The 17,771-nt window shown below is 57.2% G+C and carries 7 protein-coding genes, 2 tRNA genes and 6 rRNA genes; all 15 read right to left on the bottom strand.

What is annotated here, in order from left to right; translation table 11 throughout:
* Positions 1–163: 163 nt before the first annotated feature.
* Positions 164–526: an initiation-control protein YabA gene (locus tag EG886_RS00290; RefSeq protein ID WP_124726295.1), complete on the bottom strand. Its 363-nt coding sequence runs from the start codon at positions 524–526 to the stop codon at positions 164–166.
* Positions 527–564: 38 nt separating this feature from the next.
* The gene (locus EG886_RS00285; RefSeq protein ID WP_124726294.1) at positions 565–1,407 is read right to left on the bottom strand and encodes a PSP1 domain-containing protein; all 843 of its coding nucleotides are present in this window, start codon (positions 1,405–1,407) and stop codon (positions 565–567) included.
* A gap of 321 nt (positions 1,408–1,728) precedes the next feature.
* Positions 1,729–2,355 (bottom strand): dTMP kinase, encoded by a 627-nt coding sequence (gene tmk / locus EG886_RS00280; RefSeq protein WP_124726293.1) that lies wholly within the window; start codon positions 2,353–2,355, stop codon positions 1,729–1,731.
* A complete protein-coding gene (locus EG886_RS00275; RefSeq protein WP_124726292.1) occupies positions 2,352–3,806 on the bottom strand; it encodes an aminotransferase class I/II-fold pyridoxal phosphate-dependent enzyme in 1,455 nt (484 codons plus the stop codon). The genes tmk and EG886_RS00275 overlap by 4 nt, the downstream gene beginning before the upstream one ends.
* Before the next feature lie 393 nt (positions 3,807–4,199).
* On the bottom strand, positions 4,200–4,400 hold the full coding sequence (locus EG886_RS00270; protein WP_164491561.1) for a sigma factor G inhibitor Gin: 201 nt from the start codon (positions 4,398–4,400) through the stop codon (positions 4,200–4,202).
* Positions 4,401–5,325: 925 nt separating this feature from the next.
* Positions 5,326–5,440 (bottom strand): 5S ribosomal RNA (rrf, locus tag EG886_RS00265).
* A gap of 98 nt (positions 5,441–5,538) precedes the next feature.
* Positions 5,539–8,478, bottom strand: a 23S ribosomal RNA gene (locus EG886_RS00260).
* Between the two features lie 75 nt (positions 8,479–8,553).
* A tRNA-Ala gene (locus tag EG886_RS00255) sits at positions 8,554–8,629 on the bottom strand.
* Between the two features lie 9 nt (positions 8,630–8,638).
* Positions 8,639–8,715, bottom strand: a tRNA-Ile gene (locus EG886_RS00250).
* A 78-nt stretch (positions 8,716–8,793) separates the two neighbouring features.
* Positions 8,794–10,335 (bottom strand): 16S ribosomal RNA (locus tag EG886_RS00245).
* A 749-nt stretch (positions 10,336–11,084) separates the two neighbouring features.
* Positions 11,085–11,199, bottom strand: a 5S ribosomal RNA gene (gene rrf, locus EG886_RS00240).
* Positions 11,200–11,297: 98 nt separating this feature from the next.
* Positions 11,298–14,237: ribosomal RNA gene (locus EG886_RS00235) — 23S ribosomal RNA — on the bottom strand.
* Between the two features lie 564 nt (positions 14,238–14,801).
* A 16S ribosomal RNA gene (locus EG886_RS00230) occupies positions 14,802–16,343 on the bottom strand.
* Together the 16S, 23S and 5S rRNA genes with 2 tRNA genes alongside form the textbook arrangement of a ribosomal RNA operon.
* A 175-nt stretch (positions 16,344–16,518) precedes the next feature.
* Positions 16,519–16,794 carry a pro-sigmaK processing inhibitor BofA family protein gene (locus EG886_RS00225; RefSeq protein WP_124726290.1) on the bottom strand — a complete coding sequence of 92 codons (276 nt, stop codon included), beginning with the start codon at positions 16,792–16,794 and terminating at the stop codon, positions 16,519–16,521.
* A 367-nt stretch (positions 16,795–17,161) separates the two neighbouring features.
* Entirely contained in the window at positions 17,162–17,758 is a 597-nt protein-coding gene (recR, locus tag EG886_RS00220) for a recombination mediator RecR (protein ID WP_124726289.1), read from the bottom strand.
* Between the last annotated feature and the right edge of the window lie 13 nt (positions 17,759–17,771).

The raw sequence follows: 17,771 nt of genomic DNA, 5'->3' as shown, positions 1-17,771 counted from the left end.
CATCCCCCACTTCGCCGGAGTTCCGGCACACTCCTTGATGAACCGCCGTAACCGGCGTTTGAATTCGTGGAATCCACCGTCCCCGAACGGGAAAATCCGTCATCCGCGGGGAGTCGCACCGGATTGCGGTGACAAACCGGCTCCCCCAAGGACCGGTCCCTGTTCAGTCTTCCCTCGTCGACTTGTTCAAAAACGCAATGCAAAACAGGCATTCGCCTTCCGTTCTCAACCGGCCGTAGTGGACGTTGCAGATATGAAATCCTTCATCGTACAGACCGACCAAGTGATGAACCCCCTTGTTCAGGGATTCCGGCCGTGTCTGCTCCTCTTTGGCGGGAACCCGTTCGGGTCCGGTCGTCACTTTTGTATCATGAAGTTCCCGCAGGCGCTGATTTTCCATCAGCAGCTGCGTGTTCTCCTCAATCAGTGCGACGATCCGTTCCTTCAAACCGCCCAACTCCCGGTAGAGCTCTCCGATCTGCTCCTCCACCTGGGCGACCCGCTTGAAAATTTCCTGTTTGTCCAAGCCCCCCACCCCGTTCGACACAACGTGCCGGGCATTCGTCATTGAAAAGTTCCACTGGCTTGCCGGGAATGATCCCGGGAAGAATCCGTTTGAATCTCTTCCAGCGTGCACTCCACCAACGTTCGGCTGCCGTTCAGCTCCACCTGCAATTTGCGTTCCAGCAGATTCAGGAGAACCACGCGTCCCTCTCCCCGAGTCGTCAGAACCCGTTCTCCCACATCCGGCAACAGCCGTTTTGATTCCTCATATACATCATTTTCGAACTTCAGACAACACATCAACCGACCGCACAATCCGGAGATTTTGGCCGGATTGAGCGAAAGGTTCTGATCCTTGGCCATCTTGATCGAAACGGGCTCAAAGTCTCCCAAAAAGGAAGAACAGCAGAGAATCCGTCCGCACGGTCCGATGCCTCCCAGCATTTTCGCCTCGTCCCGAACCCCGATTTGCCTCAGCTCGATCCGTGTCCGAAACACGGAGGCGAGATCACGGACCAGCTCACGGAAATCCACCCGGCCGTCAGCGGTGAAATAAAAGATGATTTTATTGCGATCAAATGTGTATTCCGCGTCCACCAGTTTCATCTCCAAGCCGTGGGCACGGATTTTTTCCTCGCAAATCCCCAAGGCTTCTCTGGCCGCCCGACGGTTGTCTTCCACCGTTTTCACATCTTCCTCGGTGGCGACCCTCAGTACCTTCTTCAGCGGAAGAACCACTTCATCCTCACGGACATGTCGGATTCCCAGAACCACGTTTCCGTATTCGATCCCGCGCACCGTTTCGACAATGACGGCGTCATTCCGTTCGATCCGCCATTCTCCGGGATCAAAATAATAAATTTTCCCCGCCTCTTTGAACCGGACACCGATCACCTTCAACACGCTGCACATCCCTCCTCCCTGTCCGTTTGTCGGGGGAGCGTGACCGCTTCCGATCCCATTCGCTCCGTCTGTCCTTCAATCTCCCGTATTCCCGAAATCGCGCCTCCCTCCGGAAACCCGGATGATTGCAGCGTCCGACCCCCTTCCCGGGAAGCGCCGCATGTATGTCAATCTGTTCCGATGAACGTCATTTTTCCAACGACGACTTCTCACAAGAAGTCTCACCTATCATTCTATCACCGGGCCCGTGACCGGAGCAAACTTCGTGACGACAGGAAAAAAGGAAAAAATGGAAAACATTGAGAAATCCTGGGTGCAAAATCAAATTCCCGCCCAAAGGAACAAATCACGCATGATGGCCCCGTGTACCTCATCGGGAGTTTTTGTGCCGTCCACCACACGGAAGCGGTGCGGCTCCCTTTCTGCCAGTGTCAGATACCCTTGCCGGACCCGTTCATGAAACAATTTCTCTTTCATTTCCATGCGATCCTTCTTTTTTCCCCGCAACCGAAGCCGCTCCCGTCCCGTTTCGACGGGGATGTCCAAGAGGTAGGTCCGGTCGGGAACGAGTCCCCCGGTGGCAATCCGGTTGACGATCTTCACTTCTTCAAGATCCCACATGGCGCCATATCCTTGATACGCCAGGCTGGAATCGACATAGCGATCGCAGAGCACCCACTCTCCCCGTTCGAGTGCCGGCCGGATCACTTCTTCCACCAATTGCGCTCTGGAAGAGGCATACAGCAGGATTTCCGTGCGTTGACACATGTTCGAAAACTCCGGGCTCAACAGAATTTCACGCACGCGATCGCCGATGCGGGTCCCCCCCGGCTCCCTGACCACCGTGCACGAAACTCCCCGTTCCCGGAGCTTCTCCCGGATCTTTTGAATTTGCGTGGTTTTACCGGCCCCTTCCGGACCTTCCAGCGTGATGAATCTGCCTCTCACGGGCCTTCCACCTCCGGGCTGAACGTTTTCTGATCCAACACATCCACCGATATTCCCGAATCCGTCCGGATGCCGCGAATCTTTCCTCCGGCTCTCAGCAGCTCCGTCAGATACCGGACCGTTGCATCACTGAACCGTTCGCCGGGCAACACTACGGGGATGCCCGGTGGATAAGGGACGATCATTTCCGCGGACACCGTGCCGACCGCTTCGCGGAGAGGAACCCGGCGCCGGGACCCCGTCCGCAACGCCTCCATGGATACATCCGCCTGTTCGGGGAGTTCGGGAAGCGAAGGAACCCGACGGGAGCCGACCGGTTGATTCGCCAAGAGTACATCCAATCGCCGCAGCTCCCGCTCCAGAATTTGCAGCGACGCATCATCCGTACCGGTTGAAAAAGCGAACAGCACCTTTTCATGATCCGCCAGCTCGGCAAAGATTCCCCGTTCCTCCAACAGCTCCGCCATCCTGAAGCCCGGGATGCCGTTCCTGGCACGGACGGCACATTTCAAAGGATCCTGCGGACCCGGGAACCGGACTTCTTCCACCTGCCGAAGTGCCTGGATATTTCCCCGGAAATGATCCAGCCGCTCCAGCAGCCGGTGCGACCGGTCTTTTCCGTGAAGAGCCATCTCCCTTCTGGCCAGATCCAGGGACGCCATCAAGGGATAGGAGGGGCTGCTGGACTGGATCATTCGGAGACATCGGGCCAGCCCCTCCGGATCAACCAGCGGTCCGCGAACATGCATCATCGATGCCATGGTCATCGCCGGAAGCATCTTGTGCGTCGACTGAATCGCCACGTCCGCTCCCGAATCCATGGCCGATTCGGGAAGCCGCGGGTGAAAACCGAAATGCGCCCCGTGCGCTTCGTCCACCATCAAGGGGATTCCATGCCTGTGACAAACCGCCGCCAATTCGTCCACCGGCTGGACCATCCCGAAATAGGAAGGACTGGTGACAAACACTCCTTTTGCCTCCGGATGCCGTCGGAGCAGATCTTCCAATTTCCGCGGATCCAGCGGTCGTTCCAGCCCCCGTTCATCCCAATCGCCCCGGATCCAGACCGGCTTCGCTCCGGCCAACATCAGCCCGTGTATCACCGACTGATGCGAGGACCGTTGGACAATCAACACATCCCCCGGTCGACACACATGAAGAATGGCTGCCAAGTTTCCGGCCGTCGATCCTCCCACCAGAAAAAAGGTTCTGTCAGCCCGAAAGCATTCAGCGGCCAATCGCTCCGCATCCGCAATCACTCCACGGGGGTCGTGCAAATCGTCCAAGTTGCCCACTTCGGTCAAATCGAGCGGCAGCAATGATCCGAAATACGAAAATGCCCGGGCATCAAACACCTTTCCCTGCTTGTGACCCGGAACATGAAAATTGCCCCTGACCCGTTCCACATGGGCAAGAAGGGCCTCAAACAACGGTGCCTGTTCCTGATTCATTCCGTCACCTTCTTTGTCTGAAACCGGATCGATGTTCCCCGGAAACGATCCCGCGCCAGGCAAGCCTCTCCCGACGCTTCCGATCCGCACGCCGATCACCGTTGCGGCTCCATGAATCGATAGGGTTTCCGCCGGTCCGGGAACCCGGCTTTAATGGTTAAGGTTACATCCCTCCGAACACCTTGAATGGCACGTGTCCGAATTCTGACGACCGGGTCGGCCGGGTCGGCGACCGAACGATTCGAAACAAAAGGGTGACAGGGACAGTGTGCCTGCAGGTGCTTTCATTCGAAACGGGGTTCAACACTTGCTTCGGCGATTCCTCGGTGAAGTTCTCTGCCTTTCGAATCGAATCCCGACGAAGGCTCCGTTCACAAAGAAACGAGCCTGACGTTAGGCCAGCCTCGTTTCCTGAAGGTCCATCCAAAGCGGAATCAATCGCCAAACAATATAATTGTATCTCAGTTCACCCGGCTCGAGAACCATCATTTCCTGTTCGCATGAATCGCAAATGAACCGGTTCAGCAACCGAATTCCCTGCGGCCGTTCCTGACCGCAGATCAAACACGTTTCCACTTGACGGGACTTTTGCATCGCCATCGACCGCCTTTTCCGTCTTTTCTGTCATTATCGCCTTTCAAGAGTTCCGCCATACCTTCCGGCTCTCATTTCTCACCGTTTTATGACTCTCATTCCATACTGCGGCCACCGCCGACCCGTCCGGCAGCAAATGGCGACAAAAGGTCCCGGTACCGCAAAATGGCCATCCTTTCAACCCTGACATGACGACATTGGAACGCATTCCGTTCCCGGCAGCCGTTCATCGTTCAACCATCCGCCCGTCCGCGAACATCTCTCGCACACTTCCATCCCCGACCTCCTGTCTGCACGCCTCCCATCCACTGCAGACGCCGCCGGGTTCATCACCACGTCAGCGGAACGCACTTCCCGTTTCGCTCATCATTTTTCGGCCTTCAGCTGTCAAGACCTAGTGTATTCAATCATGGCGAAAAGATATTCTCCCGGAACGTCTCCAATTCGCTCCAACGCCCGTCTTGTCCATCCGCCGCATGCGATTCGTCATCTTGTTCTTCCCATCGTCATCTCGTTCATCACAAAAAAAATTTCGTCCGCGGCTTTTCACTTTTCAATAATGACTCCAAGACCGGAACCGGCTCCGCCTCCGAAAAAGCCGGAAAACGTGACAAGCCCGGAAAAAGCGACAAGCTTCCGGATGGCAGCAAAAGACAAACCCGGGATCCGTCTGCCAGCAAACCCATTGAACCGGTTCACTTTTTTGCGCTGCCCCCCTGGCTGACCGCCATGTCAAACCCGAAGGAGTCCGGCAAACAGGTGACAGGGGTGGTGGGTCTGCTTCAGTGGCGCATCCAGGTCCCCGGGTGAAAGCAGGAAGGTGAAAGCAGGAGATCCCGCAAAAAAGAGGAGCTTCCGAAATACGCCGGCTTTTCACGGAAGATGCCGGTTTCTTCGGAAAGCTCCCCTGGACATGAAAAAACCTGCCTGGCAACGACCTGCTCTCCCAAGGGCCATCCCTCAGTACCATCGGCGCTGGAGGGCTTAACTTCCGTGTTCGGGATGGGAACGGGTGGAACCCCTCCGCTATGGTCACCAGACAGGTTTGATCAGGTTTTGTTGTCCTCCCTTCGGGAGGCCACACACCCTGAAAATGAGTATGGAGTGTAAAGCAAGTGTGACGTGGAAGAGAAGAAGTGAGGTGAAGCCCTCGACCGATTCGTATCCGTCAGCTGAACGCATTGCTGCGCTTACACCTCGGACCGATCTACCTTGTCATCTGCAAGGGGTCTTACTTCCACGAGGGAATGGGAAATCTCATCTTGAGGGGGGCTTCGCGCTTAGATGCTTTCAGCGCTTATCCCGTCCGCACATGGCTACCCAGCGGTGCTCCTGGCGGAACAACTGGTACACCAGAGGTGCGTCCATCCCGGTCCTCTCGTACTAGGGACAGCTCCTCTCAAATTTCCTGCGCCCGCGACAGATAGGGACCGAACTGTCTCACGACGTTCTGAACCCAGCTCACGTACCGCTTTAATGGGCGAACAGCCCAACCCTTGGGACCGACTACAGCCCCAGGATGCGATGAGCCGACATCGAGGTGCCAAACCTCCCCGTCGATGTGGACTCTTGGGGGAGATCAGCCTGTTATCCCCGGGGTAGCTTTTATCCGTTGAGCGATGGCCCTTCCACACGGAACCACCGGATCACTAAGTCCGACTTTCGTCCCTGCTCGACTTGTGGGTCTCGCAGTCAAGCTCCCTTCTGCCTTTGCACTCTGACGCGCGATTTCCGACCGCGCTGAGGGAACCTTTGAACGCCTCCGTTACCTTTTGGGAGGCGACCGCCCCAGTCAAACTGCCCGCCTGACACGGTCCTCCTGCCGGATGACGGCAGCGAGTTAGAACCCCGGCACAGCCAGAGTGGTATCCCACCGGCGACTCCACCGAAGCTGGCGCTCCGGCTTCTCAGTCTCCCACCTATCCTGTACAAGCTGTACCCGAATTCAATATCAGGTTGCAGTAAAGCTCCACGGGGTCTTTCCGTCTAGTCGCGGGTAGCCTGCATCTTCACAGGCAGTACGATTTCACCGGGTCTCTCGCCGAGACAGCGCCCAGATCGTTACGCCTTTCGTGCGGGTCGGAACTTACCCGACAAGGAATTTCGCTACCTTAGGACCGTTATAGTTACGGCCGCCGTTTACTGGGGCTTCGGTTCAGAGCTTCGCCGAAGCTAACCCTTCCCCTTAACCTTCCAGCACCGGGCAGGCGTCAGCCCCTATACATCGCCTTGCGGCTTCGCAGAGACCTGTGTTTTTGCTAAACAGTCGCCTGGGCCTTTTCACTGCGGCCCCCTCGGGCTGTGAACCCTACCGGGGCACCCCTTCTCCCGAAGTTACGGGGTCAATTTGCCGAGTTCCTTAGCGAGAGTTTTCCCGAGCGCCTTAGGATTCTCTCCTCGCCTACCTGTGTCGGTTTGCGGTACGGGCACCTGCATCCTCCTAGAGGCTTTTCTTGGCAGTGTGGAATCAAGGACTTCGGTACTTGAAGTTTCCCTCGTCATCACGGCTCCGCCTGAATGGAGAACGGATTTGCCTGCTCTCCGGCCTAACCGCTTGAACGCGCACTTCCGATCGCGCGATCCCCTATCCTCCTGCGTCCCCCCATCGTACAAACGGCTGCAGGTGGTACAGGAATATCAACCTGTTGTCCATCGTCTACGCCTTTCGGCCTCGACTTAGGTCCCGACTGACCCTGGGCGGACGAACCTTCCCCAGGAACCCTTAGGCTTTCGGCGGAGGGGATTCTCACCCCTCTTTTCGTTACTCACACCGGCATTCTCACTTCCAGGCGCTCCACCGATCCTTCCGGACCGGCTTCGCCGCTGCCTGGAACGCTCCCCTACCATCGTGCCGAAGGCACGATCCGCGGCTTCGGTGGACCGTTTAGCCCCGTTACATTTTCGGCGCAGAGTCACTTGACCAGTGAGCTATTACGCACTCTTTGAATGGTGGCTGCTTCTAAGCCAACATCCTGGTTGTCTCGGCAACTCCACATCCTTTACCACTGAACGGTCACTTGGGGACCTTAGCCGGCGGTCTGGGCTGTTTCCCTTTTGACCACGGATCTTGGCACTCGCGGTCTGACTCCCGAAGACCAAAGTCTGCGGCATTCGGAGTTTGACTGAGTTCGGTAACCCGGGGAGGGCCCCTAGCCCAATCAGTGCTCTACCTCCGCGACTCCTCTTCGAGGCTAGCCCTAAAGCTATTTCGGGGAGAACCAGCTATCTCCGGGTTCGATTGGCATTTCACCCCTACCCACACCTCATCCTATGGTTTTTCAACACCAACAGGTTCGGACCTCCATTCCGTGTTACCGGAACTTCATCCTGGACATGGGTAGATCACCCGGTTTCGGGTCGACAGCCACGTACTCAAGCGCCCTGTTCAGACTCGCTTTCGCTGCGGCTCCGGCTTCTCACCTTAACCTCGCACGTGACCGTCACTCGCCGGTTCATTCTACAAAAGGCACGCCGTCACTCCTCAAGGGAGCTCCGACTGATTGTAGGCACACGGTTTCAGGTTCTCTTTCACTCCCCTCCCGGGGTGCTTTTCACCTTTCCCTCACGGTACTGGTTCGCTATCGGTCGCCAGGGAGTATTTAGCCTTGGGAGGTGGTCCTCCCTGCTTCCCACGGGGTTCCACGTGTCCCGCGGTACTCAGGATCGCCTCGGAAGGGTTTCGGATTTCGGCTACAGGGCTGTTACCTGCTCTGGCCGGCCTTTCCAGGACCAGTTCGCCTATCCCAAACCTTTATGACTTCCACAGTGAGACGTCCTACAACCCCGTTTGCCGAAGGCAAACGGTTTGGGCTGTTCCCGTTTCGCTCGCCGCTACTCAGGGAATCGCGGTTGCTTTCTCTTCCTCAGGGTACTAAGATGTTTCAGTTCCCCTGGTATGCCCCCAGCCACCCTATGGATTCAGGTGGTGGTACCGGCTCTTCCAGCCGGTGGGTTGCCCCATTCGGAGATCCCCGGATCAAAGCCTGCTTACGGCTCCCCGAGGCTTATCGGAGTTCGCCCCGTCCTTCATCGGCTCCTGGCGCCAAGGCATCCACCGTGCGCCCTTACCAGCTTCACCTTCAAGCTGCTCGGTTCTCTTCCGGTGTTATCGCGACTTGGCTTTACAATCCATATCTCATTTTCAAGGTGCGTGTGGTGGAGCTAAGCGGATTCGAACCGCTGACCCCCTGCTTGCAAGGCAGGTGCTCTCCCAGCTGAGCTATAGCCCCATATGAGGATGGTGGGCCTAAGTGGACTTGAACCACTGACCTCACGCTTATCAGGCGTGCGCTCTGACCAACTGAGCTATAGGCCCGTATTCCCTCAAAACTAAAGAGTGAGTGGCTTGCGACCTGTCGGAGATCGATCGTGTTTACTCTTTCGAGCTCCTTAGAAAGGAGGTGATCCATCCCCACCTTCCGGTAGGGATACCTTGTTACGACTTCACCCCAATCATCTGCCCCACCTTCGGCGGCTGGCTCCCTTGCGGGTTGCCTCACCGACTTCGGGTGTTGCAAACTCTCGTGGTGTGACGGGCGGTGTGTACAAGGCCCGGGAACGTATTCACCGCGGCATGCTGATCCGCGATTACTAGCGATTCCGGCTTCACGCAGGCGAGTTGCAGCCTGCGATCCGAACTGAGACCGGTTTTTTGGGATTGGCTCCCCCTCGCGGGTTCGCAGCCCTTTGTACCGGCCATTGTAGCACGTGTGTAGCCCAGGACATAAGGGGCATGATGATTTGACGTCATCCCCACCTTCCTCCGGCTTTCACCGGCTGTCCCCCCAGAGTGCCCACCCGAGGTGCTGGCAACTGAGAGCAAGGGTTGCGCTCGTTGCGGGACTGAACCCAACATCTCACGACACGAGCTGACGACAACCATGCACCACCTGTCACCGCTGTCCCGAAGGAAAGGTGCATCTCTGCACCGGTCAGCGGGATGTCAAGCCCTGGTAAGGTTCTTCGCGTTGCTTCGAATTAAACCACATGCTCCACCGCTTGTGCGGGCCCCCGTCAATTCCTTTGAGTTTCAGCCTTGCGGCCGTACTCCCCAGGCGGAGTGCTTAATGGGTTACCTTCGGCACTGAGGGCGCGAGACCCCCAACACCTAGCACTCATCGTTTACGGCGTGGACTACCAGGGTATCTAATCCTGTTTGCTCCCCACGCTTTCGCGCCTCAGCGTCAGTTACAGGCCAGGAAGCCGCCTTCGCCACTGGTGTTCCTCCCGATCTCTACGCATTCCACCGCTACACCGGGAATTCCGCTTCCCTCTCCTGCACTCAAGCCCGCCAGTTTCGGGTGCCGCTCTGCGGTTGAGCCGCAGCCTTTCACACCCGACTTAACCGGCCGCCTGCGCGCGCTTTACGCCCAGTAATTCCGGATAACGCTCGCCCCCTACGTATTACCGCGGCTGCTGGCACGTAGTTAGCCGGGGCTTTCTCCTTGGGTACCGTCATGCCGGGAAGTTGTTCGCCTCCCGGAGTTTCTTCCCCAAGAACAGAGTTTTACAACCCGAAGGCCGTCCTCACTCACGCGGCGTTGCTCCGTCAGGCTTTCGCCCATTGCGGAAAATTCCCTACTGCTGCCTCCCGTAGGAGTCTGGGCCGTGTCTCAGTCCCAGTGTGGCCGATCACCCTCTCAGGTCGGCTACGCATCGTCGCCTTGGTGAGCCGTTACCTCACCAACAAGCTAATGCGCCGCGGGCCCATCCGCAAGTGACAGCCGAAGCCGCCTTTCCCTCATCCGCCATGCGGCGGATGAGCGTATCCGGTATTAGCTCCGGTTTCCCGAAGTTATCCCGGTCTTGCGGGCAGGTTGCCCACGTGTTACTCACCCGTTCGCCGCTGTCCTTCCCGAAGGAAGGACCGCTCGACTTGCATGTATTAGGCACGCCGCCAGCGTTCATCCTGAGCCAGGATCAAACTCTCCATCAAAGAGTGTATCCGGATCTTCCGATCCGTCGACTCAAAGTGAACCGACAGGTTCGCAAGTTCACTCTTTAGTTTTCAAGGAACACTTTCGTTTTCATCGCCTCCGCTCTCTCGCGGCGACGAATCTTATCCTATCATACTTTGTCGCATCGTGTCAACCCTCTTTTTCGAGGTTTTTTTCTCCCCGATTTCGGGGCGACATCTTTCGGCGACGAGATTCAATATAACATCTTATTTTGCTGAAGTCAACACTTTTTATTCATTCATTTGCATTTCCAAAGGCGACATTCCCGACAATGTCCGGAAAGCCTGCATTTCTCCCGGGTGTCATGACCTTCCTTCCATGCCCCCGTCATCTTGCAATGTTCCCTTTGTGATGCCAAAAAATCCATGGCTCCCCAATGACCCCATCCGAACCGGGTTGTCGAATTGAATGGGATCGGGAAGCGACAAGCATCCGGATGCGTAAAAGACAACCTGGGATCCGTCTGCCAGTAAAGCCATTGGATCACCGGCTCACTTTTTGCGATACACCCCTTGGCTGACCGCCATGTCAAAGGAGAATCCGCAGGAGTCCGGCAAACAGGTGACAGGGGTGGTGGGTCTGCTTCAGTGGCGCATCCAGGTCCCCGGGTGAAAGCAGGAAGGTGAAAGCAGGAGATCCCGCAAAAAAGAGGAGCTTCCGAAATACGCCGGCTTTTCACGGAAGATGCCGGTTTCTTCGGAAAGCTCCCCTGGACATGAAAAAACCTGCCTGGCAACGACCTGCTCTCCCAAGGGCCATCCCTCAGTACCATCGGCGCTGGAGGGCTTAACTTCCGTGTTCGGGATGGGAACGGGTGGAACCCCTCCGCTATGGTCACCAGACAGGTTTGATCAGGTTTTGTTGTCCTCCCTTCGGGAGGCCACACACCCTGAAAATGAGTATGGAGTGTAAAGCAAGCGTGATGTGGAAGAGAAGAAGTGAGGTGAAGCCCTCGACCGATTCGTATCCGTCAGCTGAACGCATTGCTGCGCTTACACCTCGGACCGATCTACCTTGTCATCTGCAAGGGGTCTTACTTCCACGAGGGAATGGGAAATCTCATCTTGAGGGGGGCTTCGCGCTTAGATGCTTTCAGCGCTTATCCCGTCCGCACATGGCTACCCAGCGGTGCTCCTGGCGGAACAACTGGTACACCAGAGGTGCGTCCATCCCGGTCCTCTCGTACTAGGGACAGCTCCTCTCAAATTTCCTGCGCCCGCGACAGATAGGGACCGAACTGTCTCACGACGTTCTGAACCCAGCTCACGTACCGCTTTAATGGGCGAACAGCCCAACCCTTGGGACCGACTACAGCCCCAGGATGCGATGAGCCGACATCGAGGTGCCAAACCTCCCCGTCGATGTGGACTCTTGGGGGAGATCAGCCTGTTATCCCCGGGGTAGCTTTTATCCGTTGAGCGATGGCCCTTCCACACGGAACCACCGGATCACTAAGTCCGACTTTCGTCCCTGCTCGACTTGTGGGTCTCGCAGTCAAGCTCCCTTCTGCCTTTGCACTCTGACGCGCGATTTCCGACCGCGCTGAGGGAACCTTTGAACGCCTCCGTTACCTTTTGGGAGGCGACCGCCCCAGTCAAACTGCCCGCCTGACACGGTCCTCCTGCCGGATGACGGCAGCGAGTTAGAACCCCGGCACAGCCAGAGTGGTATCCCACCGGCGACTCCACCGAAGCTGGCGCTCCGGCTTCTCAGTCTCCCACCTATCCTGTACAAGCTGTACCCGAATTCAATATCAGGTTGCAGTAAAGCTCCACGGGGTCTTTCCGTCTAGTCGCGGGTAGCCTGCATCTTCACAGGCAGTACGATTTCACCGGGTCTCTCGCCGAGACAGCGCCCAGATCGTTACGCCTTTCGTGCGGGTCGGAACTTACCCGACAAGGAATTTCGCTACCTTAGGACCGTTATAGTTACGGCCGCCGTTTACTGGGGCTTCGGTTCAGAGCTTCGCCGAAGCTAACCCTTCCCCTTAACCTTCCAGCACCGGGCAGGCGTCAGCCCCTATACATCGCCTTGCGGCTTCGCAGAGACCTGTGTTTTTGCTAAACAGTCGCCTGGGCCTTTTCACTGCGGCCCCCTCGGGCTGTGAACCCTACCGGGGCACCCCTTCTCCCGAAGTTACGGGGTCAATTTGCCGAGTTCCTTAGCGAGAGTTTTCCCGAGCGCCTTAGGATTCTCTCCTCGCCTACCTGTGTCGGTTTGCGGTACGGGCACCTGCATCCTCCTAGAGGCTTTTCTTGGCAGTGTGGAATCAAGGACTTCGGTACTTGAAGTTTCCCTCGTCATCACGGCTCCGCCTGAATGGAGAACGGATTTGCCTGCTCTCCGGCCTAACCGCTTGAACGCGCACTTCCGATCGCGCGATCCCCTATCCTCCTGCGTCCCCCCATCGTACAAACGGCTGCAGGTGGTACAGGAATATCAACCTGTTGTCCATCGTCTACGCCTTTCGGCCTCGACTTAGGTCCCGACTGACCCTGGGCGGACGAACCTTCCCCAGGAACCCTTAGGCTTTCGGCGGAGGGGATTCTCACCCCTCTTTTCGTTACTCACACCGGCATTCTCACTTCCAGGCGCTCCACTGATCCTTCCGGACCGGCTTCGCCGCTGCCTGGAACGCTCCCCTACCATCGTGCCGAAGGCACGATCCGCGGCTTCGGTGGACCGTTTAGCCCCGTTACATTTTCGGCGCAGAGTCACTTGACCAGTGAGCTATTACGCACTCTTTGAATGGTGGCTGCTTCTAAGCCAACATCCTGGTTGTCTCGGCAACTCCACATCCTTTACCACTGAACGGTCACTTGGGGACCTTAGCCGGCGGTCTGGGCTGTTTCCCTTTTGACCACGGATCTTGGCACTCGCGGTCTGACTCCCGAAGACCAAAGTCTGCGGCATTCGGAGTTTGACTGAGTTCGGTAACCCGGGGAGGGCCCCTAGCCCAATCAGTGCTCTACCTCCGCGACTCCTCTTCGAGGCTAGCCCTAAAGCTATTTCGGGGAGAACCAGCTATCTCCGGGTTCGATTGGCATTTCACCCCTACCCACACCTCATCCTATGGTTTTTCAACACCAACAGGTTCGGACCTCCATTCCGTGTTACCGGAACTTCATCCTGGACATGGGTAGATCACCCGGTTTCGGGTCGACAGCCACGTACTCAAGCGCCCTGTTCAGACTCGCTTTCGCTGCGGCTCCGGCTTCTCACCTTAACCTTGCACGTGACCGTCACTCGCCGGTTCATTCTACAAAAGGCACGCCGTCACTCCTCAAGGGAGCTCCGACTGATTGTAGGCACACGGTTTCAGGTTCTCTTTCACTCCCCTCCCGGGGTGCTTTTCACCTTTCCCTCACGGTACTGGTTCGCTATCGGTCGCCAGGGAGTATTTAGCCTTGGGAGGTGGTCCTCCCTGCTTCCCACGGGGTTCCACGTGTCCCGCGGTACTCAGGATCGCCTCGGAAGGGTTTCGGATTTCGGCTACAGGGCTGTTACCTGCTCTGGCCGGCCTTTCCAGGACCAGTTCGCCTATCCCAAACCTTTGTGACTTCCACAGTGAGACGTCCTACAACCCCGTTTGCCGAAGGCAAACGGTTTGGGCTGTTCCCGTTTCGCTCGCCGCTACTCAGGGAATCGCGGTTGCTTTCTCTTCCTCAGGGTACTAAGATGTTTCAGTTCCCCTGGTATGCCCCCAGCCACCCTATGGATTCAGGTGGTGGTACCGGCTCTTCCAGCCGGTGGGTTGCCCCATTCGGAGATCCCCGGATCAAAGCCTGCTTACGGCTCCCCGAGGCTTATCGGAGTTCGCCCCGTCCTTCATCGGCTCCTGGCGCCAAGGCATCCACCGTGCGCCCTTACCAGCTTCACCTTCAAGCTGCTCGGTTCTCTTCCGGTGTTATCGCGACTTGGCTTTACATTCCATATCCCATTTTCAAGGTGCGTGTGTCTTTCTTTCGCGCCGCCGTTCTCGCGGCGACGTCTCTAAATATAACATGCCCAAATCGGGATTGCAACCCCTTTTTTGCAAAAAAATTTTCCACGCAAGAAAGCAGACGAATCTTAATGGAACTTCCGGGATGAAAAGAAGAAAAGGGGATCATCCCGACGCTTTCGGCCCGTTCAAACGCATCCATATGGAAGGAAACCGTCCGCCGCCGTGCCGCCCGGCCCGGATGCCGGATCCTCCCCCGGGACAACGGATCCCTGCCGCACGGAAAGACGTGATGGTTCATTCGATTCAACACATGATCGACACCATTTTTGCTCCATCGCAGGCCTCGTCATCACTCCATGAGACAGAGCGGACCAGAAGCCCGACAAAAACAAAAAACCTCACCGAAGATCGGTGAGGTCCGTGTTCCCTGAAAACCAAAGAGTGAGATCTTGCGACCTGATCGGGCATCGATCGTGTTTGCTCTTTCGAGCTCCTTAGAAAGGAGGTGATCCATCCCCACCTTCCGGTAGGGATACCTTGTTACGACTTCACCCCAATCATCTGCCCCACCTTCGGCGGCTGGCTCCCTTGCGGGTTGCCTCACCGACTTCGGGTGTTGCAAACTCTCGTGGTGTGACGGGCGGTGTGTACAAGGCCCGGGAACGTATTCACCGCGGCATGCTGATCCGCGATTACTAGCGATTCCGGCTTCACGCAGGCGAGTTGCAGCCTGCGATCCGAACTGAGACCGGTTTTTTGGGATTGGCTCCCCCTCGCGGGTTCGCAGCCCTTTGTACCGGCCATTGTAGCACGTGTGTAGCCCAGGACATAAGGGGCATGATGATTTGACGTCATCCCCACCTTCCTCCGGCTTTCACCGGCTGTCCCCCCAGAGTGCCCACCCGAGGTGCTGGCAACTGAGAGCAAGGGTTGCGCTCGTTGCGGGACTGAACCCAACATCTCACGACACGAGCTGACGACAACCATGCACCACCTGTCACCGCTGTCCCGAAGGAAAGGCGCATCTCTGCACCGGTCAGCGGGATGTCAAGCCCTGGTAAGGTTCTTCGCGTTGCTTCGAATTAAACCACATGCTCCACCGCTTGTGCGGGCCCCCGTCAATTCCTTTGAGTTTCAGCCTTGCGGCCGTACTCCCCAGGCGGAGTGCTTAATGGGTTACCTTCGGCACTGAGGGCGCGAGTCCCCCAACACCTAGCACTCATCGTTTACGGCGTGGACTACCAGGGTATCTAATCCTGTTTGCTCCCCACGCTTTCGCGCCTCAGCGTCAGTTACAGGCCAGGAAGCCGCCTTCGCCACTGGTGTTCCTCCCGATCTCTACGCATTCCACCGCTACACCGGGAATTCCGCTTCCCTCTCCTGCACTCAAGCCCGCCAGTTTCGGGTGCCGCTCTGCGGTTGAGCCGCAGCCTTTCACACCCGACTTAACCGGCCGCCTGCGCGCGCTTTACGCCCAGTAATTCCGGATAACGCTCGCCCCCTACGTATTACCGCGGCTGCTGGCACGTAGTTAGCCGGGGCTTTCTCCTTGGGTACCGTCATGCCGGGAAGTTATTCGCCTCCCGGAGTTTCTTCCCCAAGAACAGAGTTTTACAACCCGAAGGCCGTCCTCACTCACGCGGCGTTGCTCCGTCAGGCTTTCGCCCATTGCGGAAAATTCCCTACTGCTGCCTCCCGTAGGAGTCTGGGCCGTGTCTCAGTCCCAGTGTGGCCGATCACCCTCTCAGGTCGGCTACGCATCGTCGCCTTGGTGAGCCGTTACCTCACCAACAAGCTAATGCGCCGCGGGCCCATCCGCAAGTGACAGCCGAAGCCGCCTTTCCCTCATCCGCCATGCGGCGGATGAGCGTATCCGGTATTAGCTCCGGTTTCCCGAAGTTATCCCGGTCTTGCGGGCAGGTTGCCCACGTGTTACTCACCCGTTCGCCGCTGCCCTTCCCGAAGGAAGGACCGCTCGACTTGCATGTATTAGGCACGCCGCCAGCGTTCATCCTGAGCCAGGATCAAACTCTCCATCAAAGAGTGTATCCGGATCTTCCGATCCGTCGACTCAAAGTGAACCGACAGGTTCGCAAGTTCACTCTTCAGTTTTCAAGGAACACTTTCATTTTTCATCGCCTCCGCTCTCTCGCGGCGACAAGTCATATACTAGCACACACCCTCAAAAAGAGTCAACACCTTTTTTGAGATTTTTTTATCCCGCAAACCAAATCCATTGAACGGCAGCGAGATAACAGACTCCGGGAATCCCCAAAACTCCCGCAATCAACGCCGTCACCGGATTGATCGGAATATGCAGATGGATCGCTTGACCAAGCAGATTGACCACGAACAGCACCAACGCTCCGACCGCGGCGGAAATCAGGCCGTACCAGATCCATCGGAGCGGACGGACCACCGACCTGGAAGCCGCCATCAACACCAAAAGCCCGCCTGCTCCCGCGATCGCCCACCATTTGAGGCTTTCCATCTTCGCACCGCCTTTCGTACAAGCTCTCGGTCTCATATCTATGAAGGAGAATCCTCCGCTATAACGGCCGGCACGAAAAAGGCGCCCTTGTCGAGACAACGAAAGGGATTGCATTCCAACGGTTCACTTTCACCGGTTCAAACTCCGAGCAGTCCACGGGAAAAGCAGCGAGGGAAAGGCGCCGACCGCCGCAATCGTCCAACGTCTTGCACACACGGTTTTCGTTCGCCGCCCCAAAACGCACCGAGCGACCGCGATTCACGACCGGCGGATGCCCCGGCGTGAAGCTTCCGGCCAAAATAAAAAACGCCGGCTTTACGAACGTTCAGCCGGCAATCCCGGAAACACGGAGCGGACCGCACCGGTTTCACAATTCCCGCCTTCCTTCAAGCGCCTTGGCCAACGTCACTTCATCGGCATATTCCAGATCCCCGCCGACCGGCAAGCCGTGTGCAATCCGGGTGACCTTCAGCCCGAACGGTTTGACCAGTCGGGACAGGTACATGGCGGTGGCCTCTCCCTCGATGTTGGGGTTGGTGGCAAGAATCAGTTCCTTGACCGTTTCATCTTCGAGCCGCTTGAGCAACAGCGGAATCTTCAATTCTTCAGGACCGATCCCTTCGATCGGGGAAATGGCCCCGTGCAGCACATGATAAAGCCCGGAATATTCCCGGGTGCGCTCCATCGCCAAAAGGTCCTTGGTGTCTTGCACCACACAGATCACCGACCGGTCCCTGCTTTTGTCCGCACAAATGAAACAAGGATCGCTGTCCGTGATGTTGCCGCAGACGGAGCAGGTGAACAAGTCCCGTTTGGCCCTCATGAGCGCCTTGGCCAGATCCATCACATCCTCTTCATCCATCGTCAGGACGTGAAAAGCCAGGCGCTGTGCCGTTTTCGGACCGATGCCGGGAAGGCGCATGAAGCCTTCGATCAATTTGGATATCGGTTCAGGAATGTACAAACCCGGCTCCCCC

The sequence above is a fragment of the Staphylospora marina genome (assembly GCF_003856495.1).
Taxonomy (GTDB): domain Bacteria; phylum Bacillota; class Bacilli; order Thermoactinomycetales; family Thermoactinomycetaceae; genus Staphylospora; species Staphylospora marina.
The sequence above is the reverse complement of the archived record's forward strand: the minus strand, read 5'-3'. Positions and strand labels throughout refer to the sequence as shown.